This is a genomic window from Streptomyces sp. NPDC055254 (assembly GCF_053606025.1).
The window spans coordinates 21142-45236 of record NZ_JBSGQV010000016.1; the positions used below are offsets into that span (position 1 = coordinate 21142).

At 73.1% G+C, this 24095-nt stretch carries 24 protein-coding genes; 9 read left to right on the forward strand and 15 right to left on the reverse strand.

Features of this window, described 5'->3' with window-relative positions; genetic code table 11:
- Positions 1-101: 101 nt before the first annotated feature.
- The 6 genes from ACWFQ8_RS17595 to ACWFQ8_RS17620 all read right to left on the reverse strand — a co-directional run bounded on the left by ACWFQ8_RS17595 (position 102) and on the right by ACWFQ8_RS17620 (position 5388).
- On the reverse strand, positions 102-812 hold the full coding sequence (locus ACWFQ8_RS17595) for a lysophospholipid acyltransferase family protein (RefSeq protein ID WP_453787130.1): 711 nt from the start codon (positions 810-812) through the stop codon (positions 102-104).
- A 115-nt stretch (positions 813-927) separates the two neighbouring features.
- Positions 928-1086 (reverse strand): hypothetical protein, encoded by a 159-nt coding sequence (locus tag ACWFQ8_RS17600; protein ID WP_453787131.1) that lies wholly within the window; start codon positions 1084-1086, stop codon positions 928-930.
- 32 nt (positions 1087-1118) lie between these two features.
- Positions 1119-2075 (reverse strand): cytochrome c oxidase assembly protein, encoded by a 957-nt coding sequence (locus ACWFQ8_RS17605; RefSeq protein WP_453787132.1) that lies wholly within the window; start codon positions 2073-2075, stop codon positions 1119-1121.
- 98 nt (positions 2076-2173) lie between these two features.
- The gene (locus tag ACWFQ8_RS17610) at positions 2174-3199 is read right to left on the reverse strand and encodes a 6-phosphofructokinase (RefSeq protein ID WP_453787133.1); all 1026 of its coding nucleotides are present in this window, start codon (positions 3197-3199) and stop codon (positions 2174-2176) included.
- A gap of 191 nt (positions 3200-3390) precedes the next feature.
- Complete coding sequence (locus ACWFQ8_RS17615) at positions 3391-4119, reverse strand: type 1 glutamine amidotransferase (RefSeq protein WP_453787134.1); 729 nt, start codon at positions 4117-4119, stop codon at positions 3391-3393.
- Positions 4120-4149: 30 nt separating this feature from the next.
- Positions 4150-5388, reverse strand: a complete 1239-nt coding sequence (locus ACWFQ8_RS17620) for a MurT ligase domain-containing protein (protein WP_453787135.1) — start codon at positions 5386-5388, stop codon at positions 4150-4152.
- Between the two features lie 123 nt (positions 5389-5511).
- On the opposite strand from ACWFQ8_RS17620, the gene def reads away from it, so the two are divergent.
- Complete coding sequence (def, locus tag ACWFQ8_RS17625; protein WP_453787136.1) at positions 5512-6057, forward strand: peptide deformylase; 546 nt, start codon at positions 5512-5514, stop codon at positions 6055-6057.
- Positions 6058-6078: 21 nt separating this feature from the next.
- Here def and ACWFQ8_RS17630 read toward each other — a convergent pair whose 3' ends face one another.
- Positions 6079-6723: a TetR family transcriptional regulator gene (locus ACWFQ8_RS17630; RefSeq protein ID WP_453787137.1), complete on the reverse strand. Its 645-nt coding sequence runs from the start codon at positions 6721-6723 to the stop codon at positions 6079-6081.
- Positions 6724-6927: 204 nt separating this feature from the next.
- On the opposite strand from ACWFQ8_RS17630, the gene ACWFQ8_RS17635 reads away from it, so the two are divergent.
- Positions 6928-8157 (forward strand): acyl-CoA dehydrogenase family protein, encoded by a 1230-nt coding sequence (locus tag ACWFQ8_RS17635; protein WP_453787138.1) that lies wholly within the window; start codon positions 6928-6930, stop codon positions 8155-8157.
- Positions 8158-8246: 89 nt separating this feature from the next.
- On the opposite strand, the gene ACWFQ8_RS17640 is transcribed toward ACWFQ8_RS17635, so the two are convergent.
- Complete coding sequence (locus ACWFQ8_RS17640; protein WP_453787139.1) at positions 8247-8684, reverse strand: SRPBCC family protein; 438 nt, start codon at positions 8682-8684, stop codon at positions 8247-8249.
- Between the two features lie 155 nt (positions 8685-8839).
- Here ACWFQ8_RS17640 and ACWFQ8_RS17645 point away from each other — a divergent pair, with 155 nt between their 5' ends.
- Positions 8840-9025, forward strand: a complete 186-nt coding sequence (locus ACWFQ8_RS17645; protein WP_384535481.1) for a DUF5999 family protein — start codon at positions 8840-8842, stop codon at positions 9023-9025.
- A gap of 166 nt (positions 9026-9191) precedes the next feature.
- Here the strand turns inward: ACWFQ8_RS17645 and ACWFQ8_RS17650 are convergent, their stop codons facing one another.
- Both ACWFQ8_RS17650 and ACWFQ8_RS17655 read right to left on the reverse strand, forming a co-directional pair.
- Positions 9192-11291: an ATP-binding protein gene (locus ACWFQ8_RS17650; protein ID WP_453787140.1), complete on the reverse strand. Its 2100-nt coding sequence runs from the start codon at positions 11289-11291 to the stop codon at positions 9192-9194.
- Positions 11292-11354: 63 nt separating this feature from the next.
- Positions 11355-12329, reverse strand: coding sequence for a fibronectin type III domain-containing protein (locus ACWFQ8_RS17655; protein WP_453787141.1), 975 nt, complete (start codon positions 12327-12329; stop codon positions 11355-11357).
- A 185-nt stretch (positions 12330-12514) separates the two neighbouring features.
- Here ACWFQ8_RS17655 and ACWFQ8_RS17660 point away from each other — a divergent pair, with 185 nt between their 5' ends.
- From ACWFQ8_RS17660 to ACWFQ8_RS17685, 6 genes are all read left to right on the forward strand, one after another.
- On the forward strand, positions 12515-14116 hold the full coding sequence (locus ACWFQ8_RS17660) for an ABC transporter substrate-binding protein (RefSeq protein ID WP_453787142.1): 1602 nt from the start codon (positions 12515-12517) through the stop codon (positions 14114-14116).
- 46 nt (positions 14117-14162) lie between these two features.
- Complete coding sequence (locus ACWFQ8_RS17665) at positions 14163-15128, forward strand: ABC transporter permease (RefSeq protein WP_453787143.1); 966 nt, start codon at positions 14163-14165, stop codon at positions 15126-15128.
- Positions 15121-16044 (forward strand): ABC transporter permease, encoded by a 924-nt coding sequence (locus ACWFQ8_RS17670; RefSeq protein ID WP_453787144.1) that lies wholly within the window; start codon positions 15121-15123, stop codon positions 16042-16044. Before ACWFQ8_RS17665 ends, ACWFQ8_RS17670 begins: the two co-directional genes overlap by 8 nt.
- Before the next feature lie 104 nt (positions 16045-16148).
- Positions 16149-17039 (forward strand): ABC transporter ATP-binding protein, encoded by an 891-nt coding sequence (locus ACWFQ8_RS17675; RefSeq protein ID WP_453787226.1) that lies wholly within the window; start codon positions 16149-16151, stop codon positions 17037-17039.
- Entirely contained in the window at positions 17032-17691 is a 660-nt protein-coding gene (locus ACWFQ8_RS17680) for an ABC transporter ATP-binding protein (protein ID WP_453787145.1), read from the forward strand. The genes ACWFQ8_RS17675 and ACWFQ8_RS17680 overlap by 8 nt, the downstream gene beginning before the upstream one ends.
- A gap of 98 nt (positions 17692-17789) precedes the next feature.
- Positions 17790-17984, forward strand: a complete 195-nt coding sequence (locus ACWFQ8_RS17685; RefSeq protein WP_453787146.1) for a hypothetical protein — start codon at positions 17790-17792, stop codon at positions 17982-17984.
- A gap of 302 nt (positions 17985-18286) precedes the next feature.
- On the opposite strand, the gene ACWFQ8_RS17690 is transcribed toward ACWFQ8_RS17685, so the two are convergent.
- The 5 genes from ACWFQ8_RS17690 to ACWFQ8_RS17710 all read right to left on the reverse strand — a co-directional run bounded on the left by ACWFQ8_RS17690 (position 18287) and on the right by ACWFQ8_RS17710 (position 24029).
- Positions 18287-19414: an LLM class flavin-dependent oxidoreductase gene (locus ACWFQ8_RS17690; protein WP_453787147.1), complete on the reverse strand. Its 1128-nt coding sequence runs from the start codon at positions 19412-19414 to the stop codon at positions 18287-18289.
- 39 nt (positions 19415-19453) lie between these two features.
- Entirely contained in the window at positions 19454-20833 is a 1380-nt protein-coding gene (locus tag ACWFQ8_RS17695) for an NtaA/DmoA family FMN-dependent monooxygenase (RefSeq protein WP_453787148.1), read from the reverse strand.
- A 25-nt stretch (positions 20834-20858) separates the two neighbouring features.
- On the reverse strand, positions 20859-22046 hold the full coding sequence (locus tag ACWFQ8_RS17700) for an LLM class flavin-dependent oxidoreductase (RefSeq protein ID WP_453787149.1): 1188 nt from the start codon (positions 22044-22046) through the stop codon (positions 20859-20861).
- A 125-nt stretch (positions 22047-22171) separates the two neighbouring features.
- Complete coding sequence (locus tag ACWFQ8_RS17705; protein ID WP_453787150.1) at positions 22172-22957, reverse strand: GNAT family N-acetyltransferase; 786 nt, start codon at positions 22955-22957, stop codon at positions 22172-22174.
- A gap of 55 nt (positions 22958-23012) precedes the next feature.
- The gene (locus tag ACWFQ8_RS17710) at positions 23013-24029 is read right to left on the reverse strand and encodes a transporter substrate-binding domain-containing protein (protein WP_453787151.1); all 1017 of its coding nucleotides are present in this window, start codon (positions 24027-24029) and stop codon (positions 23013-23015) included.
- Between the last annotated feature and the right edge of the window lie 66 nt (positions 24030-24095).

Consider the following 24095-nt stretch of genomic DNA (forward strand, 5'->3'; position numbering starts at 1 on the left):
GCGCGGCGGCCGCGGCCGCGGAACTCCCGGCGCGCGAGGAGCTCCCGGCCCTGCGCCAGGACCCGTACCGGACCGGCCGGGCGGGGTGTGCGGGAGGAGGCTCAGCGCGACCAGCGCCGGGCCTTCTTCCGCTCCGCCTCCTCCTCGGCCTTGACCTCGGCCGCGTAGCGGTCGACGTACTCCTGGCCGGACAGCTCCAGGATCGCGTACATGATCTCGTCGGTGACCGCCCGCAGCACGGCCCGCTCGCCCTCCAGGCCGGCGTACCGGGAGAATTCCATCGGCGCCCCGAAGCGGATCGTCACCCGCCGGATCTTCGGGAGCTTCTGCCCGGGCGGCTGGATCTCGAAGGTGCCGACCATCGCGCACGGCACGACGGGCACCCCGGCGCCCAGGGCCATCGCGGCCACGCCCACCTTGCCCTTGTAGAGCCGTCCGTCGTGCGAGCGGGTGCCCTCGGGGTAGATGCCCAGCAGCTCGTCCTTCGCCAGCACCCCCAGGCCCTCGCGCAGGGCCGCCCGGCCGGCGTCCTTCCCGGAGCGGTCCACGGGGATCTGCCCCGCGCTGCGGAAGAACGCGGCGGTGAGCCGGCCCTTGACCCCGGGGCCGGTGAAGTACTCGGCCTTCGCGAGGAAGGTGATCCGCCGCTTGAGGATCGCGGGCATGAGGAAGTGGTCGGAGAACGACAGGTGGTTGCCCGCGACGATCGCGGCCCCCTCCTCCGGGATGTGCTCCAGTCCCTCGATCCGCGGCCGGAAGAGCAGCCGCAGCAGCGGCCCGAGCAGTACGTGCTTGAGCAGGTGGTAGAACACCAGGCGGCTCCTGTCGATGTCCCGTTGTCACGGACATCGTACGGACAGTCAGCCCCCGGCCGAAGGCCCGGTCGGGAGGAGCGTTCCCGGACCGGGTGGGGTCGTGGCAGAACCACTAGGTGTTGCGGGAGGCGGCCATTGCGGCGGTCAGCAGTCCCAGGACCACCCAGCCGAACCACAGCCAGCCGTTGCTGCCGAGTGCCACGGAGTACGTGGCCACGGCCACCAGGGCGGCGAGGGTCATGACGGCCATCGCCTTAACGGATCCGGTCATGCCCCATGGTGGCGCGCGAAGGTGCCGGTGCGCTACTGGCCACGCGCTTGGAGCGAGGCGAGATACGCGTTGTAGGCCGCCAGCTCCTGGTCGCCGTCGCGGTCCGCCGCCCGGTCCGAGCGCTTCGCCGCCCGCTGCTCGGAGTGGTACCACTGGTAGACCAGCGCGATCAGCACCAGCACGGACGGGATCTCGCTGAAGGCCCAGGCGATGCCGCCGCCCCACTGCTGGTCCAGCAGCGCGTCGATGCCGAGGGAGGCCGGCGGGCTCGCGTAGGTCTTGATCATCGGCTCGCTCGCCATCATCAGGGCGATGCCGAAGAAGGCGTGGAAGGGCATCCCGGCGAAGAGCTCCAGCATCCGCATCACGTAGCCGGGGCGGTGCGGGCCGGGGTCGACGCCCATGATCGGCCAGAAGAAGATCAGGCCCACCGCCAAGAAGTGCACCATCATCGCGATGTGCCCGGTCCGGCTCCCCATGAGGAAGTCGAAGAGCGGGGTGAAGTACAGGCCGTAGAGGCTGGCGATGAACATCGGGATGGTGAAGGCCGGGTGGGTGACCACCCGCATGTAGCGGCTGTGGAGCAGCATCAGCAGCAGCTCACGCGGTCCCTTGCGCCCCCGCGCGGCCGGCGGCAGGGCGCGCAGCGCCAGCGTCACCGGGGCGCCGAGGAGCAGCAGGATCGGGGTGATCATGCTGATCACCATGTGCTGGACCATGTGCACGCTGAACATGACCATGCCGTAGTCGTTCAGCTTGGTGCACATCACCAGGACCACGCTGAGCACACCGGTGGCGAAGGCGGTCGTGCGGCCCGGTGACCAGGCGTCCCCGCGCCGGCGCAGCCGCAGCACCCCCCAGCCGTACAGGGCCAGGCCCGCCAGCGAGGCGAGCAGGAAGAAGGCGTCGAAGGAGAACTCCAGCCCTCGTCCGAGAGTGAACGGCGGCAGGTCCATGTGCATGTCCATGCCGTGCCCGCTGTGATCCATCTGTTCACTCCCTTGACCCGTGGTGCCCCACCACAGTAATGCGGCCCCCGGACACCGAAGCGTCCGGGGGCCGCACAAGGGTCATATCGCGGAAAACATCACAGCACGTTCTGCGCCTCGTCGTACCGCTCGGACGGAACCGTCTTGAGCGTCTGCACGGCTTCGGCGAGCGGCACCATCACGATGTCCGTGCCGCGCAGTGCCGTCAGCATTCCGAACTCGCCCCGGTGCGCCGCCTCCACCGCGTGCCAGCCGAAGCGGGTCGCGAGGACCCGGTCGTACGCGGTCGGCGTGCCGCCGCGCTGCACGTGGCCCAGGATCACCGGCCGGGCCTCCTTGCCCAGGCGGTGCTCCAGCTCGACGGCGAGCCGGTTTCCGATGCCGGCGAACCGCTCGTGCCCGTACATGTCGGTGCCGCCGTCCTCGAAGTCCATCGAGCCCGGGCGCGGCTTGGCGCCCTCGGCGACGACGACGATCGCGAAGCGCTTGCCCGCCGAGAAGCGCTCGCCGACGATCGCCGTCAGCTCGTCGATGTCGAACGGACGCTCGGGGACGACGATCGCGTGCGCGCCGGCGGCCATGCCCGAGTGCAGCGCGATCCAGCCGGTGTGGCGGCCCATGACCTCCACGACCATCACGCGCTGGTGGGACTCGGCGGTGGTCTTCAGCCGGTCCAGCGCCTCGGTGGCCACTCCGACGGCGGTGTCGAAGCCGAAGGTCACGTCCGTGGACGCGATGTCGTTGTCGATGGTCTTGGGGACGCCCACGATCGGCAGACCGGCCTGCGCGAGCAGGTTCGCGGCCTTGAGGGTGCCCTCGCCGCCGATGGGGATGACGGCGTCCAGACCGAGGTCGGCGACATGGCCGCGGGCCCGCTCCACACCGTCGCGCAGGTGCGCGGGCTGGACCCGGGAGGAGCCGAGGATGGTGCCGCCGCGGGCCAGGATGCCGGCGACGGCGTCGAGGTCGAGCTTGCGGTAGTCCGCCTCCAGCAGGCCCTTCCAGCCGTCGTGGAAGCCGATCACCTCGTCGCCGTGGTCGACCACGGCGCGGTGGACGACGGAGCGGATGACGGCGTTCAGGCCGGGGCAGTCGCCGCCGGAAGTGAGCACACCTATGCGCATGGCAGGGAGAGACCTTTGCAACGTGGGCCGACGACCGGACCACGTCGTCCGGTTGGAACTACGGCCACCCTACAAGCGGAAGGCGGGTGGACCGAACCATCCTCCACATGCTGGTCGCGGCCGTCGTACGAACGCACGTCGGCCCGGATCCCCAGGGGGATCCGGGCCGGGGGCCGGGCGCCGCCGGAGCCCTACGCGGGCTGCGTGGCCGCCGCGATGCGCTCGGCGCGCAGCGCCTCGTACCACCGGTCGTCTATGGCCGGCAGCGCGTTCACGTCGAGGGCCAGCTTCAGCAGCAGGTCCGCGATCTGCGGGTTGCGGGCCATCACGGGACCGTGCATGTAGGTGCCGAACACCGTGTCGTTGTACGCGCCTTCGGTGCCGTCGCCGGTGCCGTTGCCGCGCCCCAGGCGGGTGCGGGCGAAGGGCTTGGCGGTCGGGCCGAGGTGGGTGACGCCCTGGTGGTTCTCGAAGCCCGTCAGCTGCGGGAGGCCCAGGCGCGGGTCGATGTCGGCGAGGACGTCGCCGACGCACCGCTCGCCCTCACCGCGCAGGGTGACGACGTCCAGCAGGCCCAGGCCCTCCTGGCGCTGTCCCATGTCGTTGACGAACTCCTTGCCGAGGATCTGGTACCCGGCGCAGACGGAGAAGACGATCGCCCCGTTGGAGACGGCGCGCTCCAGGCCGCCGTCGCGCAGCAGCCGCTCGGCCGCCAGCCGCTGGGGCCGGTCCTCGCCCCCGCCGATCAGGTAGATGTCCCCGGAGGTGGGGATCGGCTGGTCGCTGCGTACGTCCACGCGGTGCACGTCCAGGCCGCGCTGGCGCGCCCGGCGCTCCACGACGAGGGCGTTGCCCTGGTCTCCGTACGTGCTCAGCAGGTCGGGGTAGACCCACACCAGACGCAGGCTGTTGTCGCTCATGCTCTTGTCCTCTGCGGTTCTGTCGGGGCGCTAGTTGCCGACGCGGCGGCGCACGTCCTGGAAGGCGGTGTAGTTGGCGATGAGCTCGATCTGCCCGGGCGGTGCGAGCTGCACGGCCTCGTCGAGGGTCTCGCACACCCGGAAGTCCAGCCCCGCGACTTCCAGGCGGACCGCCAGGTCCAGCTTGCGGTCACCGATCACGAAGATCGGGTGGCCGTCGAGGCGGGGGTAGTCCACGTCCCACAGCCAGGAGGTGTCGGTGCCGTCGGCGCCCCGCGCGTTGACCGAGAGGATCACCGGCGTCGGCGGCGGGTCGATCAGCGAAAACGTTTCGAGCCAGCCGGCCGGGTTCTTGGCCAGCAGCAGCCGCAGTTCGCGGCCCTGGAAGTTCACCACGTCGTAGCGGCCGGCGACCGCCTGCACCTGGTACATGCGCTCCAGCGCGACCTGCGGCGGGACGCCGAAGACGGCGGCCACGGCGGCCGAGGTGGCGGCGTTCGCCTTGTTGGCGCGGCCGGGCAGCTGGAGGTGGATCGGCCAGGCCGAGCCGTGCGGGTCGAGCACGTGGTCGCCGGAGAGCACCCAGGTCGGGGTCGGGCGGCGGAAGCCGCACTCGCCGCAGAACCAGTCGTCGCCCGGACGCTGCATGACGCCGCCGCAGGAGGGGCACGACCAGGCGTCGTCCTTCCACTCCTGGCCGGCCGCGACCCACACCACGTTCTGCGAGGAGGAGGCCGACCACACGATCAGCGGGTCGTCGCAGTTCGCGACGATCACGGCCTTGGAGCCGGAGAGGCCCTCGCGCCACTTCTCCGCGAGCATGCGGGTCTCGGCGGCGCGGTCGAGCTGGTCGCGGGAGAGGTTCAGCAGGGCGATCACCTTGGGGGTGACGTCCCGGGCCACTCCGGCGAGGTACTTCTCGTCGACCTCGATGACGCCGTACTTGGCGTCCGAGCCGCCGGCGAGGGCGGAGGTGATGCCGGCGGGCATGTTCGCGCCGAGGGCGTTGGAGACCACCGGACCGCTGGCCCGCAGGGCCTCCGCGATCAGCCGGGTCGTCGTGGTCTTGCCGTTCGTCGCGGAGACGAGGACGACGTCGAGGTGCTGCGCCAGCGCTCCGAGAAGATCGGGGTCGAGCCTGAGCGCGACCTTGCCCCCGATCACCGATCCGCTTCCGCGTCCCGCGGCCCGCGACACCGCCGCCGCGGCCTTGCCCGCCGTCACGGCCAGCTTGGCCCGCGGCGAAAGCGGCTCCGTGTTGCCTGCCATCGTCCCTTGTCCTCCTTGCGTCGGTCGGCCCCAGCCTATCCAGTACCTGCCGGGGCCTTGACCGCGGCGCCCCCACGCCGCGGCAGATCTCCTCATATATTCGTCCGTCGTACCCTTACGGCCATGCGACAGCGCCCCATCCCCGGCACGACCGGCCTCGTCCGCACCATGAGCCTGCTGGGCGACCCGGTGCTCCACTCCGCGTGCGCGGAGGTCACCGAGTTCGGTCCGGCCCTCGACCGGCTCGTCGAGGACATGTTCGCCACCATGTACGCGGCCGAGGGCGTCGGCCTCGCCGCGAACCAGATCGGCGTCGGCCAACGGGTGTTCGTGTACGACTGCCCCGACGACGAGGACGTCCGCCATGTCGGGCACGTCGTCAACCCGCGGTTGGTGACGGCCGGCGGGGACGAGTACCTCGGGCCCGAGGGCTGCCTGTCACTGCCGGGGCTGGAGGCGGGCACCGCGCGGTTCGACCACGCTGTCGTCGAGGGGGTCACCTCCGACGGGGCGCCGGTGCGGATCGCGGGGACCGGGTTCTTCGCGCGCTGCCTGCAGCACGAGTGCGACCACCTGGAGGGCACCGTGTACGCGGACCGGGTGACGGGCCTGCGCGCCAGGCGCCTGCGGCGGGCGATCCGCAAGGCCCCGTGGTCCCCGCGGGATTGAGTCCTGCCCCCGTGGGACGGGTCAGAAGCCGGGGCCGTCCGCGCGGTTGCCGGCCGTGGAGAGGCGGCCCCAGAGGAGGTCGGTGAGGGCGGCGACCAGTTCCGTACGGTCGCACGGGCGCTCGCCGAGCCACCAGTCGCCGGCCGCGTGCATCATGCCGACGATGCCGTGGCCCCAGACCCGGGCGAGCCGTTCGCCGCCGGGACCGAGGTCCACGCGCTCGCTGATGACCTGCGCGAGCTCCTCGCCGAGCCGGCGCAGCAGCGGCGCCGAGTGCAGGCCGACGTCGAAGCCGCGTTCCGGGGTCTGCGGGTCCTCGGCGGGGTGCATCAGGAAGCGGTAGACCTGCGGGCGGGCCTCGATGGCCGCGAGGTAGGTGTCCAGGGTGGCCTCGACCCGGCGGCGGCGCTCGGCCGGCGCGTCGAGCGCCGCCCGCAGCGAGCCGAGCAGCGCGTCGGTGTGACGGACGGCGAGCGCCTGGTAGAGGCCCGCCTTGTCGCCGAAGTGCCGGTAGAGGATGGGCTTGGTGATCCCGGCCTCCGCCGCGATGGCGTTCATGGAGGCCTTCGGGCCGTCCCTGAGAACGACCCGGTCGGCCGCTTCGAGCAGCTCCCGCCGTCGGCGCTCGGCCGACCCCGGCTCGCCTGCCTGCTGCGTGGTCTCCATGACGTGTTTCTCTCCCCGCCCTTGCGATGTGCGTGACGCCCACGCAACGTAACACCCCGCACACCCCGACCCGTCGGAGCGGCGGACCCGTGTGACGGGATCGGTGGCGCTTGACAGTGTTTACTCGCCGGTAACAGACTGTGGCACCGTGTGGGTTACCGCTAGTAACCAACGCCTGGACGAGTACAGACAGCAGGAGGGGACATGGCGGAGTTCACCATGGAGCTCAACGACGACCAGAAGCAGGTGCGGGACTGGGTCCACGGCTTCGCGGCCGAGGTGATCCGGCCCGCGGCCGCCGAATGGGACGAGCGCGAAGAGACCCCCTGGCCCGTCATCCAGGAGGCCGCCAAGGTCGGCATCTACTCGCTGGACTTCTACGCCCAGCAGTTCTTCGACCCGACCGGCCTCGGCATCCCGATGGCGATGGAGGAGCTGTTCTGGGGCGACGCGGGCATCGCCCTGTCCATCGTCGGCACCGGGCTCGCGGCCATCGGCGTCGTCGCGAACGGCACCGAGGAGCAGATCGGCACCTGGATCCCGCAGATGTACGGGGACCAGAACGACGTCAAGCTCGCCGCCTTCTGCTCCTCCGAGCCGGACGCGGGCTCCGACGTCGGTGCGATGCGCACCCGCGCGGTCTACGACCGGGCCAAGGACGAGTGGGTGCTCAACGGCACCAAGACCTGGGCGACGAACGGCGGCATCGCCAACGTCCACATCGTGGTGGCCGTCGTCGACCCCGAGCTCGGCAGCAAGGGGCACGCGTCCTTCATCGTCCCGCCGAACACGCCGGGGCTGTCCCAGGGGCAGAAGTTCAAGAAGCACGGCATCCGCGCCTCGCACACCGCCGAGGTGGTGCTGGAGGACGTACGGATCCCCGGCTCCTGCCTGCTCGGCGGCAAGGAGAAGCTCGACGAGCGGCTGGCGCGGGCCCGCGAGCGGGCCCGCAGCGGTGGCGGGGAGCGCGTGAAGAACGCCGCCATGGCCACCTTCGAGGCCTCCCGGCCGGCGGTCGGCGCGATGGCCGTCGGTACGGCGCGCGCCGCGTACGAGGTCGCCCTCGACTACGCCAAGACCCGTACCCAGTTCGGCCGGCCGATCATCGACAACCAAGGCGTGGCCTTCCAGCTCGCCGACATGCGGACGCAGATCGACGCGGCGCGGCTGCTGGTGTGGCGGGCGTCCTGGATGGCCGCCGCGGGCCGGCCGTTCACCTCGGCGGAGGGCTCGATGTCCAAGCTCTTCGCGAGCGAGATGTCCAAGAAGGTCACCGCCCAGGCGGTCCAGATCCTCGGCGGCAACGGCTTCACCCGGGAGTACCCGGTGGAGCGGATGCACCGCGACAGCGCGATCTACACGATCTTCGAGGGGACGAGCGAGATCCAGCGGCTGGTGATCGCGCGCACGATCTCCGACATGCCGATCCGCTAGGCGCTGTGCCTCGGCGGTGGCGCGGGCTCCGCGCGGCCCGCGCCGCCCGCCCGTGATGCCCGGGACGGGCGACGCGGGACGGGGCGGGGTCAGTGGGGGAGGAGCCGGCGGAGCGCGCGGGTGAAGAGGCGGCGGGCGGCCCTTCGGAGGGCGGGGTCGAAGGCTCGGGGGAGGCCGCGGACGCGGAGGTCCTCGCGCCATTCGATCTCCGAGCCGCCCGCGGCGAGCGGGCGGAGGGCGATCTCCGCCCAGCCCGTCACCGCGCGGCCGCGCTTCTCCAGGCGGACCAGTCCCGCGGCGGCCTCCGCGGGAGGCCGCCAGACGACGACTTCCATGGGGTCGTCGCATGTGATCCTGCCCACGCCCGTGCGCGCCGTGAAGATCGTCCCCACCCGGGTCGGCGGGGCGGTGACGATCACTGTCCGGGTGAAGGGGACGAGCGCGCCGTGGCGCTCCCAGTCCGTCACGCGCTCCCAGGCCTCCGCCGGGGGCAGGAGCGTGCGGTGAATGATCCGGAAAACGGGCATGAGCGCATGGTAAGCGGGCATACACACCCTGAACTGGACCGCGAATATGGGTTCCGTCCGGGGGCGGCGATCGGCAATACTCACCGCCACCGTGGATCGCGGATTCGACCGGGTGACCACCGGCCCTCCCGCCCCACTCTGCGAGGAGGTGCGCCATGTGCTCCCACCAGCCCCCCTGCCCTGCCGTAGACAGCGCCGACCACGATGCCGCCCGCACCGTGGCCTTCCACCCCGAACAGGGCTGGAGCCTGCTGTGCAACGGCGCGGTGGTCTTCGACGACACCGGTGAACTGCTCCCCGACGGCCGCACGGTGGAACCTCGCCGCCCGGCCCTGGTCTGAGCGAGGAGGCAGCCATGCGTCAGCAGCTGATCCGCAAGCCCGTCCCCAAGCCCGCCCCCCGAGAGCTGGACCTGCGCACACCGTCGGGCAGAACCCTCCCGTACTGACGGGAGCCCCGCCCTGACCCGATCCGGGTCCGCGCACGCCGCCTTCCACCGGTCGTCGATCAGCCGGTGGGGGCCGCCGCGCCCCCGTGGAACGCCGTCTCGTAGGCCGCGTCGCCGATCGCCGCCCTCGCCTCGCGCTCGCCCCGGTCGCGCAGCGCGGTGAGAGTCGGGGAGCCGCCCATCTGCGGGAGGCCCACCGTGCGCCACCAGGCGTGCCCGGTGCCCAGCAGGCGCGCCGCCAGCTCCCCGTCGCCCAGGCCCGCCACCGCCGCCGCCAGCACGTCCAGACCCAGCGCGATGCCGAAGCGGTCACCGAGCAGCCGCTTCCCCGACAGCATGGCCCGCACGTGCCGGGCCGCCTCCCCGTGCTCGCCCCGCCCCAGCGCCGCCACCGCCAGGACGTAGTCCGCGTACGCCCGCAGCCACCGCTCGCCGAGCTCCGCGCAGGACTCCCGCAGCGCCCGGGCCTCCGCGGCCGCCTCCTCGTAGCGCCCCAGGTCGCACAGGGCGTAGGCGGCCGCGAGCCGGCACAGCAGCCACCCGGCGGCGCTTGTGCGCCCGCCGTGGCCCGCCCGGGCCCTGGGGCCGGCCAGCGCCAGGGCCCGTACGGGGTCCCCGGGCATCAGGACGGCCACCGCCAGCAGGTAGGCCGCGCGCAGTTCCGGCTCGGGGTCCGCGAGCCGGCCGGATTCCCGTACGCACTCCTCGCCGAGCTCCCGGGCCGCCCCCAGGTCGCCCTGGAGCAGCGCTGTCAGCCCAAGCGCCCACAGCCCCCGGGTGTACGCGGCCCCCGTGCGCGGACCGGCGCGCAGCGCCCGTTCGAGGAAGGCCCGGCCCTCGCGCCCGTGCCCGCACGCGAACCAGTGGAACCACAGCGCCCCGGCCATCTCCAGCGCCGCCGTCGGGTCGGAGCCGAGCAGGTGCTCCAGCGCCGTGCGCAGCTGCGCGTGCTCGGCGGTCATCCTGCGGTACCAGTCCACTTGCCCGGGGCCCAGCCAGCCCCGTTCGGCGGCCTGGGACAGCGCCGCGTACCAGTGCGCGTGCCGGTCGGCGACGACGGCCTCCTCGCCGAGTTCGGCCAGCCAGTCGTGCCCGTACTCGCGGATCGTGTCCAGCATCCGGTAGCGGGCCCCGGTACCGCGTTCCTCGCTGCGCCGGACCACGGACTTCGCGACGAGCCCCGTCAGCAGCCGCTCCACCCGGGCGGCGGGCAGCGGGCCGCCCGCGCACACGGCGCGGGCCGCCGCCATGTCGAAGTCCCCGGTGAACACGGAGAGCCGCGCCCACAGCAGGCGTTCCAGCGGTGCGCACAGCTCGTGGCTCCAGCCGATCGCGGTCCGCAGGGTCCGGTGGCGGGGCAGCCGGGCGGCGCGGGTGTCCGCCAGGAGGTCGAGGCGGGTGCCGAGCCGCTCGGCCATCTGCTCCACGCTCCACAACCGCAGCCTGGCGCCGGCCAGTTCCAGGGCCAGAGGGATGCCGTCCAGGCGCCGGCAGACCTCGGCGGCGACCGCGGCCCGCACCGGGTCCTCGAAGACGGTCGAGGTCTGCGGGCTCGCGGCGAGGGCGCGGGCGCGCAAGAGGGCCAGCGCGTCGCTGCCGGGCCCCTCGCAGGGCAGCGGGCGTACCTCGACGACCCGCTCGGCCGGGGAGCCGAGCGGCTCCCGGGAGGTCACCAGGACCGTCAACCCGGGCGCGGACTGGAGGAGTTCGCCCACCAGGTGCCGGCACTCGGCCACCAGGTGTTCGCAGGTGTCCAGGACGAGGAGCAGCTCCTTGTCGGCCAGCCAGGCGCACAGCTCCTCGTCGAGGGCGCCCGGGGCGTGGCCGGCGAGGCCCACGACGTGGGCGACGGTCGCCGTGAGCAGGCCGGGATCGCGCAAGGGCGACAGTTCCGCCCATCGGACTCCGTGGGTCCGTTCCCGGCGGGCGTCGGCCGCGGCCCGCAGGGCGAGCCGGGTCTTGCCGACCCCGCCCACCCCGGTCAGGGTGATGAACCTGTGCTCGCGCAACAGGCCCTTGAGCAGGCCGAGTTCGCTCTCCCGGCCGACGAAGCTCGCCGATTCCGGCGGCAGGTTCCCCGGCGCGGCGCCAGGGTCCGGCCCAGGGTCGGACCCGTCGGAAGCGGACTGATTGTTGTTGAACGAGCACTCACCGAACACGGAAGTATTGTGCGTGATCTTCTTTCGCGGCAGTGCCGTTCGCGCCAGATCGCCGAATTTTCTTCAGGTCGCGAGCGTGACGCGGCGTTCGGCGGAGAAGGAGCCCCAGGTGCCGTCGGGCAGCCGGGCGCGCAGTTTCAGGGTCCACACCGTACCGGCCGGCTCGGTCACCGTGAGCCGGTGCTCGGCCCTGCCGCCGGGTACCGCACCCGCTCCGAACTGGATGACCGTCGTGGGCCGTCCGTTGACGTGGAGCTCGTACTCGGTGGTGTCGCGGCCGGTCTCCGGAGCGGTCCACGCGAGGGTGACGGCTCCCGGGGAGGCGGTCGCCTCGAAACCGGAGGGAGCGGTGCCCGGTCCCTCGCCGGAGGCGGGAGGGGTCGTCACATCGGCGCCCGGGCCGTCGGGGGAGGAGTTGTCGGCGCCGTCCCGGGCCCGCACCGTGAAGGTGTAGACGGTGTCCGGCCGCAGTCCGGTCAGTGCGGTGCCGGTTTCGCCGGGTGCGACGGTGTGGATGCGGACGCCGCCCTGGTAGACGTCGTAGGCGGTGACGCCCGTGGCGTCGGTCGCCGCCGACCAGGAGACCCACGCGGACCGCGGGCCCGTCGCCCGTCCCGTCGTGGTGGCGGGGGCGGTGGGCGCCGTGCGGTCCTCGGCCCGGGCGGCGGGGGTGGTCACGCGGGCCGCCGGACCGGCCGGGGAGAGGTTCCCCGCGGCGTCCTTGGCCCGCACGGTGAAGGCGTAGCCCGTCCGCGGGGTGAGGTCGGTGACGTCCACCATGGTCTTCTCGGCCGGGAGTTCCCGCACCAGGCGGTCGGCCTGGAAGACCTGGTAGCCGGTCACGCCGTCGCGCTCCGGCGCCGCGTTCCACATCACGTGCACGCTCGTGGCGCTGCCCGCCTGCGCGGTGAGCCCGGCGGGCGGTGAGGGCGGCTCGGTGTCGGACGCGCCGCACGCCGCCAGGGCGAGGAGGGCGGCCGAGGCGAGGCCGGCCGCGACCGGGCGGAGGGCGGACGGAGCGGGAGCGGTGCGGCGCAACGGGTGCCTTCCTCGGCTTTCCTCCGACAGGTCTAGACATGTATGGCACGCGGGGCGGGGATCGGGCAAGACCCCTGCGCCCCCGGCGTCGCTCCTCCGGGCCGGTTCGTCTTCTTATGATCCTTTCTGGCATTATTGCGAGCTCTTTGCAATAACAGATGACCGCGAACAGGGATGTGTACAGCATGACGGCCCGGACAGCACGGGGAGTGGCCGCGACGACGCTGGCCGCCGCACTCATCACGGGCGTGGCGGCCTGCTCGAACCCCGCCGGAGGCGCCTCGGCGGGATCTTCGGGCGCGCGGTCCGCCGTGGTCGGCATCGCGACGGAGCCGGAAAGCCTCAGCCCGCTCCTGGGCTACGGCAAGGACGGCAACTCCAAGATCTTCGACGGACTGCTCGCGCACGACGCCGAGATGAAGCTCAAGCCCGCCCTCGCCGAGTCCCTGCCGCAGGTCTCCGCGGACGGGCTCGTCTACACCTACAAACTGCGCCCGGGCGTCAAGTTCAGCGACGGCGTGCCCTTCTCCGCCAAGGACGTCGTCTTCACCTACCGGACGATCCTCGACGCGAAGACGAACAACGCCTCCAAGACCGAGCTCGACGCCGTCGCCGGCGTCGAGGCGCTCGGCGAGGACGGGGTCGTCTTCACGCTCAAGTACCCCTACGCGCCCTTCGCCGAGCGGACCGTCCTGCCGATCGCCCCCGAGCACATCGCCGGGCGCCAGGACGTCAACGGCGGCGACTTCACCACCAGCCCCGTCGGCACCGGGCCGTACCTGCTCACCGGCTGGTCCAAGGGCGAGAAGCTCAGCTTCAAGGCCAATCCCGGCTACTGGGGCGGCGAGCCCGCGGTGAAGAAGTTCACCATGGCCGTCGTCAAGGACGACGACGTGCGCGCCACCCGGCTGCGCTCCGGCGAACTGGACGCGGCGGTCCTCCCGCCGAACCTCGCCCGGGGCTTCGCGAAGGACCCGGCGCGCAGGACGTACGCCGCCAAGACCTTCGACTACCGCAACGTCACCCTGCCGACGGCGCACCCCGTCACCGGCGATGTGGCGGTCCGCCAGGCACTGGACACCGCCGTGGACCGCGGCGCCATGGTCGACAAGCTCCTGGAGGGCGCGGGCAAGCCCGCCTTCGGCCCCGTCCCGACCGGCAGCCCGTGGTTCACCGCCGGCACGGAGCGCCCGTACGACCCCGCCCGGGCCCAGCAGATCCTCGACGCCGCCGGCTGGAAGCCGGGGGCCGACGGCGTGCGCGTCAAGGACGGCGTCCGCGCCTCCTTCACGCTCTGGTACACCTCCGGCGACAAGATCCGCCAGGACCACGCGCTGGCCTTCGCCTCCGACGCGAAGAAGGCCGGGATCGAGGTCAGGACCGAGGCGGGGACCTGGGAGGTCATCGAGCCCCGGATGAAGACCGAGGCCGTCCTCGCCGGCGGCGGTTCCCCCGCCGACCCGGACTTCGACCAGTACCAGCTGCTGACCTCCTCGCTCGGGGGCGACGGCTTCAACAACATGGCCCGGTACGCCAACCCGGCCGTGGACGCCGCCCTCCTCGACGGGCGTCGCAGCGCTGACCCGGCCGCGCGCAGGGCCGCGTACGACACCGTGCAGCGCGAGCTCGTGAAGAACCCCGGCTACGTCTTCCTCACCCACATCGACCACCTGTACGTCGTGAACGACGTGTGGGACGGGCCCGCCACCCAGATCGAGCCGCACGACCACGGCCTCGGCACCGGCCCGTGGTGGAACATCGAGACCTGGAAGCCGAAGCAGAAGTGAGCCCCGCCCCGTGACCACCCCTCGTGCCCGCCTCCCCTGGAGGAGCATGGCGCGCATGGCGGGGCGGCGGATCCTGTCCGCCGCCCCGGTCCTGCTCGTCGTCACCTTCGGCGTCTTCGCCGTCGCGGCGCTGTCACCCTTCGACCCGGTCAAGGCGTACGCCGGCACGGCCGGACTCACCGCCTCCCAGGACAGCCTCGACCAGCTGCGCGCCAATCTCGGCGCGGACCGGCCGCTCGTCGCCCGCTGGTGGGACTGGCTCACCTCGGCCCTCACCGGCGACCTCGGCACCTCCTCCGTCATGCGCCAGCCGGTGGCCGACGTCATCGGGGAACGCGTGGGCTGGTCGGCGCTGCTCGCGGCCTGCGCCTTCGCGCTCGCGGTGCTGGCGGGAACGGGGCTCGGCGTGCTGGCCGCACGCAGGCCGGGCGGCCCCCTCGACCGGGCCGCCTCCTCCCTCGCCTACACCCTGGAGGCCGCCCCGGCGTTCTGGCTCGGGCTGCTGGCCATCTGGTTCTTCTCGGTACGCCTGGGAGTGCTGCCCTCGGGCGGACTGACCGACGCGGGCAGCGACGTGGTCACCTTCGGCCAGGTGGCCTCGCACCTCGTCCTTCCGGCGCTCGTCCTCGGCGTCTCCCAACTCCCCTGGTTCTTCCTGTACGTCCGCCAGGGCGTGGCCGACGCCCTGGACGAGGACCCCGTACGGGGTGCCCGCGCGCGGGGGCTGGCCGAGCGCCGGGTCCTCCTCGGGCACGGCCTGCGCTCCGGCATGCTGCCGATGCTGACCCTGATCGGCTCCCGGGTCCCGGAACTGATCACCGGTGCGCTGCTGGTGGAGACCGTCTTCAGCTGGCCGGGCATCGCGGCGGCGACCGTCCAGGCGGCCACCTCGGTGGACTTCCCGCTGCTGGCGGCGCTGACGGTGCTGGCCACGGCGGCCGTGCTGGTCGGGAACCTGCTGTCCGACCTGCTGTACGGGCTGGCCGACCCGAGGGTGGGCTTCGATGGCTGAGACGCCGGTGGAGCGGGTGTGGAAGTCGGCCGGGGACTCCAGGCGTTCGGTGCGTTCAAGGCGTGCGGTGCGCGCGGTGCGTTCGGCGCGTTCGGCGCGAACCCTGCGCGTGCGGGCCTCGGCGGTGATCGTGGCGGTGGTCGTGGCGGCGGTGCTGCTGGTGCCGCCGCTGGTCCAGCTGGACCAGCAGGCGGTCGACCTGTCGGCGAAGCTCCTGCCGCCCTCGTGGTCCCACCCCTTCGGGACGGACGACGTGGGGCGCGACCTGCTGCTGCGCTGCGTGTACGGACTGCGCGTCTCGCTGCTGGTCGGCCTGGTGGCGGCGGTGGTCGCCACCGTCATCGGCACGGCCGTCGGCGCGGCGGCCGGGGCGCTGGGCGGCTGGACCGACCGCGTGGTGATGCGCGCGGTGGACGCCCTGTCCTCGATCCCGCACCTGCTGCTCGGCATCTTCGTCGTGGCGATGTTCCGCCCCGGCGTCTGGCCGGTGATCGTCTCCGTCGCCGTCACGCACTGGCTGTCGACGGCCCGGATCGTCCGCGCGGAGGTGCTGTCCCTGCGCGGCCGCCCCTACGTGGACGCGGCGATCTCGGGCGGCGCCTCGCGGTGGCGGGTCGCGGTACGGCACCTGGTGCCGGGCGTCCTCCCGCAGGCGGGGCTGGCCGCGGTGCTGATGGTCCCGCACGCCATGTGGCACGAGTCCGCCCTGTCCTTCCTCGGGCTCGGACTGCCGGCCCACCAGGCCAGTCTGGGCGGGCTCGTGCAGACCGGCCGGGGCTCCCTGCTCGCGGGCGACTGGTGGCCCACCCTCTTCCCCGGCCTGCTGCTGATCATCCCGACCCTGGCCGTCGCCGGTCTCGCCGGCGCCTGGCGCGACCGCCTCAACCCCCGCCGCCGTTCGGAGCTGACCCTGTGAACCGCCACCCGGCCGCCGGCACCGCCGACCGTGCCGACTCCGCCCGCCCGCAGGCCCCCGGCGGGCCCGTGCTGACGGTCGAGGCCCTGTCCGTGCGCTTCCGGATGCGGGCGGGCCGGTACGTCGAAGCCGTCACCGAATCCACCTTCCGCCTCGCCCCCGGCGAGTGCCTCGCTCTCGTCGGCGAGAGCGGCTGCGGCAAGTCCGTACTGGCCTCCGCCCTGCTCGGTCTGCTCCCCGGCAACGCCGAGACCGCCGGGGCGGCCCGGCTCGCGGACGGCCTGGACCTGATCGCCGCCGACGAGCGGACCCTCGCCCGGACGGTACGGGGCCGCCGCGTCGGCCTGGTGCCGCAGAGCCCGGCCGCGCACCTCACCCCCGTCCGTACCGTACGGGACCAGTTGGAGGAGACCGTCCGGGAACTGACCGGCAGGCGCGGGGCGGACCTGCGGTCGGCCGCGGAGGCCGCCGCCGACCGGGCCGCCTTCCCGGCCGGCCACCTCGACCGCTACCCCCACGAACTCTCGGGCGGTCTCGCCCAGCGCGCGGCCACCGCCCTCGCCCTCGTCGGCGACGCGCCGCTGCTGCTGGCCGACGAACCCACCACCGGCCTGGACCGGGAGCTCGTCCACCGGACCGTCGACGAGCTGCGCGCCCACACCCGCGACGCCGGGCGGGCACTGCTGATGATCACGCACGACCTCGCGGCGGCCGAACGGATCGCCGACACCGTCGCCGTGATGTACGCCGGGCGCATCGTCGAACTGACCCCCGCGGACGCCTTCTTCGGTCGGCCCGGGCCGCGCCACCCCTACGCCCGCGGCCTGCTCGACGCCCTGCCCGAACGCGCCTTCACTCCCGTCCCCGGCGCCCCGCCCGAACTCGGCGCGCTCCCGGCCGGCTGCGCCTTCGCCGCCCGCTGCCCCCGCGCGGACGACACCTGCCGTGCCGTGCGGCCCGAACCGGCCGAAGGGGTGGCCTGTCACCATGCTTGAGCTCAACGACATCACCGCGGGGTACGAGCGGCGCGCCCCCGTGGTCCGGGGCGCGCACCTCGCGCTGCGTCCGGGAGAGTCCCTCGGCCTGCTGGGACCGAGCGGATGCGGGAAGTCCACCCTGGCCCGGGTCGCCGCCCTGCTGCACCGCCCGGACCGGGGGACCGTGCTCCTCGACGGCCGTGCCGTGACCGGCTGGCGCCACCGCGCCCCGCGCGAGCAGCGGATCGCGGTCGGTGTGGTCTTCCAGCAGCCCCGCCTCGCCGCCGATCCCCGGCTGCGGCTGCGGGACCTCGTGGCCGAACCCCTGCGCGCCACGGGCCGTCGTACGGAAGTGGAAGCGACGGTCGCCGAGTTGACGGAACGTGTCGGTCTCGGCGCGGATCTGCTCGGGCGGCGCCCCCACGAGGTCAGCGACGGCCAACTGCAACGCGCCTGCCTGGCCCGGGCCCTGGTGCTCCGCCCGCGCTGGCTGGTCTGCGACGAGATGACCGCCATGCTGGACGCCTCCACCACGGCCGCCCTGGTCGCGGTGGTCGAGGAGTACCGGGCCGACACCGGCGCCGGCCTCCTCGCGGTCGGTCACGACCGGATCCTGCTGGAACGCTGGTGCGACCGGACGACCCGCTGGAACGAGATCGTCAAGGACTGACCGCCCGTCACGGACGGTCAACACCCGTACGGCGGACACGTCTTTCGCCCGAAGGCACCCCCTCCTGCGCCACCATGGCGCCGCGTAAGGAGGTTTCGATGGTCATTTCCCTCTCCGTGGTCGTCCTGCTGCTCGTCCTCGCCTGCGTCTTCGTGCGCAGCGGCGGCCTCAAGTTCTCGCACGCCCTCGTCTGCGTGCTGCTCGGCTTCTACCTAGCGAGCAGCAGTATGGCCGCGACGATCCACGACGGCCTCACGGCCACCGCGAACGTGGTCTCGGGCCTGCGGCCCTGAACCACCTGTCCTGATCGACTGTTGCGCGTTCGCGACTCATCCGGCCCCTCCGGCGGATTCCTCGGCGCATCGTCGCGGTCCGCGACGGAGTCTGCGCCGGGCGACGGGAACGGGGGCGGGGGGGCGCGCGGCGCGGGCGGGCCCCCCCCTCCCCGCGACCGACGAGGACTGGGCCGCCGAGTACCTCTCCTACGACATCGCGGCCGGGGGGGGGGGCGAGCGCGAGCACGCCGGCCCCCCCCACCCCCCCCGGGCCCCGGGGCCCCCCCGCCCCCGCGGTGCGCGTGGCGGTGGAACGGGCGTCAGCGGCGCTGCCACTCCTGCGCCAGCAGGCGGTACGAACGGACCCGGTCCGCATGGTCGTGCGTGATGGTGGTGATCAGCAGCTCGTCCGCGCCCGTGGCCTCCTGGAGGCGCGCCAACTGGTCGGCCACGGTCCGCGCGGTACCCACGAACTGGGTCTCCACCCGGTCGGCCACCAGGGCCCGGTCCGTCTCCGTCCAGGGCAGCGCGCGCGCCTCGGCCGGCGTCGGGAAGGGGATGGCCCCCTCGGCGGTGCGGATGCTGCGCACCCACGGAGCGTAACCGGCGGCCAGCTCGCGGGCGCTCTCCTCGTCCTCGGCGACGACGACGTCGGCGGACACCGTCAGGTACGGCCGGTCCAGCTCGGCGGACGGCTTGAAGGCGGCCCGGTACCCCTCGGCGGCTTCCAGTACCGAGGCCGGGCTGACGTGGTAATTGGCGGCGAACCGCAGCCCGTTGCGCCCGGCGGCGTCCGCGCTCACCCCGCCGCTGCTGCCCAGGATCCACACCTGCACGTCCGCCCCCTCGCCGGGAACGGCGTGCGCCTCCACCCCCTCCGGGGAGCGGTACTCACCGCGCAGGAGCGCCAGGACGTCGTCGACCTGCTCGCCGTACTCCTGCGGCTGAGCACCGGGCAGGTTCAGCAGCTTCTGCGACAGCTGCACCCGGGGATGGCTCAGCAGGTGCGCGAAGGAGAACGGCTCCGGAATGCGCAGCCCGTTCGGTGTGTACCCGTCGACGACGGGGGTGACGGGCACCGGGGGCTCACCGGAAGGCTTGGGCGGCCGGCCCGCCGAGCGGCCCAGCCCCAGGTCGAGCCGGCCCGGGTGCAGGGCGTCGATCAGCCCGAACTCCTCCACCGTCGACAGTGCGGTGCGGTGACCGAGCTGGACCGCTCCGGAGCCGATCCGGATGGTGCTGGTGGCGGAGGCGGTCAGCGCGAGGACCACGGCGGGCGAGGTACCGGCGACGCCGGGGTTGAGGTGGTGCTCGGCGAACCAGTACCGGGTGTAGCCGAAGGACTCCGTCTGCCGGGCGAGGTCGATGCTGTTCTTGAGGGCCTCGGCGGCCGTGGAACCGGAGGGAACCGGGACGAGGTCGAGGACCCCGAGGGGAATGCCGGACATGGCCGGGCTCCTTACAGGTCGGCGGAGTCGGAGTCGGAGTCACGGGGCGACGGCCCGGACGCCCGGCTCCGCGGCCGGCACGGCGAGGCCGAGGTGGTCGCGCAGGGTGGCGCCCTCGTACTCGGTCCGGAAGACGCCGCGCTCCTGGAGCAGCGGGACGACGGTGTCGGCGAAGACGTCCAGGCCGCCGGGCGTGATGTGCGGTACGAGGATGAAGCCGTCGGCGGCGTCCGACTGCACCAGCGAGTCGATCGACCCGGCGACGGTGGCGGCGGAGCCGACGAAGGTCTGGGGAGCGGAGTTCGCGATGACGAGCTCGCGGATGGAGAGGTTCTTGGCCTCGGCGAGCTCCCGCCACTGCCGGGCCGTCGCGAGGGGGTCGCGGAACTGGCGTACGCTCGCCCGCCCGAGGGCGATGGTGTTCTCGCCCGGCTCGGGATCGATGTCGGGCAGCGGGCCGTCCGGGTCGTAGGAGGACAGGTCCCGGTTCCAGATGTGCTCCAGGTACTTGATCGCGGTCTGCCCGCTGACCTGGAGCCGGCGTATTCCGTGGGCGATCTCGTGTGCTTCGGCGTCGGTGTCGCCGAGTACGAAGGTGGCCGCCGGAAGGATCTTCAGCTGGTCGCGGGTACGGCCGTGCCGCGCCAGCCGGCCCTTGACGTCGGCGTAGAACTCCCGGCCCTCGGCCGGGGTCGAGTACCGGCTGAAGATGGCGTCCGCGTGGGACGCGGCGAACTCGCGGCCCTCCTCGGAGTCGCCGGCCTGGAAGATCACCGGCCGACCCTGCGGGCTGCGCGGCACGTTGAAGAGGCCCTCTACGTCGAACTGCGCGCCGCGGTGGGCGAAGGCACCGGCCCGCGCGTCGCGCAGGAAGGTGCCCGATCCGGCATCGGCGACGATCTCGGAACCGTCCCAGGAGTCGAACAGCTCGGTGGCGGTGGCCAGGAACTCCCGGGCCCGCGCGTAGCGTTCCTCGCGCGGCAGGAAGCCGCCGCGCCGGAAGTTCTCCCCGGTGAAGGCGTCCCAGGACGTGACCACGTTCCAGGCGGCGCGGCCGTCCGAGAGGTGGTCGAGGCTGGCGAACTGGCGGGCCACCTCGTACGGCTCGTTGAAGGTGGAGTTGATGGTGCCCGTGAGGCCGAGGCGGTCGGTGACGGCCGCCAGCGCCGCGAGCACGGTGAAGGTGTCCGGCCGGCCGACCACGTCCAAGTCGTAGATCTGGCCGCCCTGTTCGCGCAGGCGCAGGCCCTCGGCGAGGAAGAGGAAGTCGAACTTGGCTCGTTCGGCGGTCCGCGCGAAGTGGACGAACGAGTCGAAGTCGATGTGGCTCCCGGCCGCCGGATCGCTCCACACGGTGGTGTTGTTGACGCCGGGGAAATGGGCCGCGAGATGGATCTGCTTGAGCGGCTCGGTGCTCATGGTTCGTCCTTCCGGATCGTCCGGGTCAGGCCGCGGGGCCGGAAGCGGCATAGCGGTTGGCGGGGCGGGACAGCCCGAGCAGGCCGCGCAGGGTGTCCGCCTCGTACGAGCGGCGGAAGGCGCCGCGCCGCTGGAGTTCGGGCACCAGGCGCCGGGTGAGTGCGGGCAGGTCGTGGGCGATCACCGCGGGGCGCAGCCGGAAGCCCGTCAGGCCGGCGGCCTGGCGCTCCTGGAGCAGGTCCGCGAGCTGCGCCGCCGATCCGGTGAACACGGCGGCGTCCGTGCTGCGGGGCGGGCCCGCGAGCGCGTCGAGCCGGTCCCGGCGGGCCTCGGCGGCCGGGGCGTCCTCGTCGAGGAAGACGGTGAGGTCCCCGAACAGGTGCAGTGGTTCGGAGCCGAGTCCGGCGGACTCCCGGACCCGCCGGATCGCCGACACCGCCGCGCGGACCCCCTCGGTGTCGCCGGCGCCGACGTAGCCGATGTCGGCGGACCGGGCCACGAGACCGTACGCCCCGGGGTCGTCCCCGACGGTGGTGACCGGCGGCTGGCCCTGGGGCGGCCGCGGAGTGATGGACGGGCCCCGGACGGCGAAGCGGCTGCCCTCGAAGTCGATGTGGTGCAGCTTGTCCCGGTCCACGAACCGGCCCGTGGCCACGTCCCGGATCTCCGCGTCGTCCTCCCAGCTGTCCCACAGCCGCCGGATCACCTCGACGTGGTCGGCGGCCTCCCCGTACAGCTCCGCCTCGGGCAGGGGCCCCGTACGACGGCCGAAGTGCCGTGCCTCGTGGGGGAGCCCGGAGACCTGGATCAGCACCCCGGCCCGGCCGCGGCTGACGTGGTCGAGGGTGGCGACGGCCTTGGAGATGTGGAAGGGCTCCGTGTGCGTCGCGGTCACGGCCGGGACCAGCCCGACGTGCCGGGTCAGCGGAGCGACGCGGGCGGCCGTGAGCACCGCGTCAAGCCGGCCGCGGACCAGGTCCGTGCGCCCGTCCGGTGCGTCGGGCGAGGAGGACTGGAGGGCGAGGCCGTCCTCGAAGGTGACGAAGTCGAGCAGCCCCGCCTCGGCCTCGGCGGTGAGGTCGGCCCAGTAGCGGGCCGTGAGCAGTTCGGCCGGCCGGGCCCCCGGCTCACGCCAGGCGGCCGGGTGCCGGCCGGCGCCGTCGAGGGCCACGGCGAGGTGCAGGGGTGCGGGAGACGAGGAAGAAACGGGCACGACGGATTGCGCCTTCCTGATCGGCGTACGGAAAGGAATCCGATGCGGGATCGGAGAATTCGGCCCGTCATCAATTCTTTCGAAAACGCTACGCCCGATAGTGGGGCCATACAATGACCGCAATATTAAGAGAATTTGGCAGGGGTGTTGCCCGGGGCCCGGACGGCCGTGAAGAAGGGCCGTCGGCGCAGGGTGAAGCCGATCGCCTCGTAGAGCCGGATCGCGTCCGTGTTGCTCTCCGCCGTGTGCAGGAAGGGGACCTCGCCGCGCTCCCGGATGTCCGCGGCGACGGCGCGGACCAGGCGCGTCGCCAGACCCTTGCCCCGGTGGCCGGGGTGGGTGCACACCGCGCTGATCTCGGTCCAGCCGGGAGGGTGGAGCCGCTCCCCGGCCATCGCGATCAGCGCGCCGCGGCGGCGGATGCCGAGGTACGTGCCCAGTTCCACCGTGCGGGCCAGGAACGGGCCGGGCCGGGTGAGGGCGATCAGTGCCAGGATCTCCGGCACGTCGCCGGGACCGAGGCGGACCGCCTCCGGGGCGGGTTCGGCGCGCAGTGAGGTGTCGACCAGCTGCACCCCCCGCATCCGCTGGACGGTCTCCCAGCCGTCGGGCGGGGTCAGTTCGCCGTTGAGGGAGGCGGCCCCGCCCGGGCCGACCAGCGCGTGCAGGTCGGCCCAGGCGGCCGGGTCGGCGGGATCGGAGAGCGCGGCGAACGGGGTGACGTCGGCCGCGTACCGGGCGGCCCGGGCCGGGCGGGGTGCGCCGGCCCCGCCCGGGTGCTCGGCGAACACCGCGTGCGCCCCGGACAGCGAGGCCCAGGCGGGGTTGTCGAGGACGTGCGGGGACACCGGGGCGAGGGATGCCGGGGCGAGTGCGGCGAGGGACGCCGGGGGCGGGGCGGCGGCGGTCATCGGGCGCGGACCCTCCTTCCGTGGGACGGGATCGGGGCGCTGGGCCCGCGGGGGTTCAGGAGTTGGTGATCGGCAGACCGGGCGGGTTCACCTCGGAGGTCTTGACGGCCTCGTCGGAGAGGTTCCAGGCGGCGAGGAGCTTCTCGTACTGGCCGTTCTTGACGAGGTGGTTGATCGCTTCCGACACCGGCTTCGCCAGTCCGCCGTCCTTCTTGGCGGTCGCCGCGATCAGGCCCTGGAGGGACTCGCCGGCCCCGGAGAAGGTGCCCGCGCTGCGGGTGGGCGTGCTCGTGCTCGCGGTCTGCGTGATGTGGTAGGAGATCGACGGGTTCGGGCCGAAGGTGATGTCGATCTTCTTGCCGCTGAGGGCCAGGTAGGTGCTGTTGGTGTCGGGGAAGTACTTGACGGTGATGTCCTTGCCCTCGCCCCGGAGCTTCTTCTGCCACTCCAGCAGGATCTTCTCCTGGTTCGTGCCGGAGGCCACCGCGACCGTCCTGCCCGCGAGGTTGCGGTAGTCGCCGCCGAAGGTCCAGGTGCTGTCCTTCAGCACCTCGAAGGCCAGGTTGTCCTGGCGGTAGGAGGCGAACTCGTACTTCTTCTTGCGCTCCTCGGTGACGGTGACGTTGGTGAAGGCCACGTCCACCTTCCCGCTGTCGATGCCGACGAAGAGGTTCTCCCAGGTGGAGTTCTTCACCACGGGCTTGAGCCCGAGGGTCGCCGCGACGAGTCGACCGAGGTCCGGTTCGGCTCCGGTGATGGTCTTCTGGTCCGTGCCGAGGAAGGCCAGCGGCGGGTACCCCGCGGGCAGCGCGCCGACTCCGATGACGAGTTCACCGCTGTCGCGCACCTCCTTCGGGAGCTGGGCGCGCAGGGGCTCGACCGCCGGGACGGACAGCTCCGCCTGCTGGGCGGCGCCGTTGGACACGGCGCCCACGGTGACCACGTCGGAGCCCGCACCGGTGGCCCCGGCGTCACCGCCGCAGGCGGTGAGACCACAGGCGAGGGCCGCGGTGGCGGTGGCGGCGCCGACGGCGCGGAGGAGTCCGGCGCGGAGGGTGAGCTGGCGTTGCATGGCGATCCTTTTCGGGTACGGGGTACGGGGTGCGGGGCACTGGTTGCGGGGCACGGGGCTGCCGGG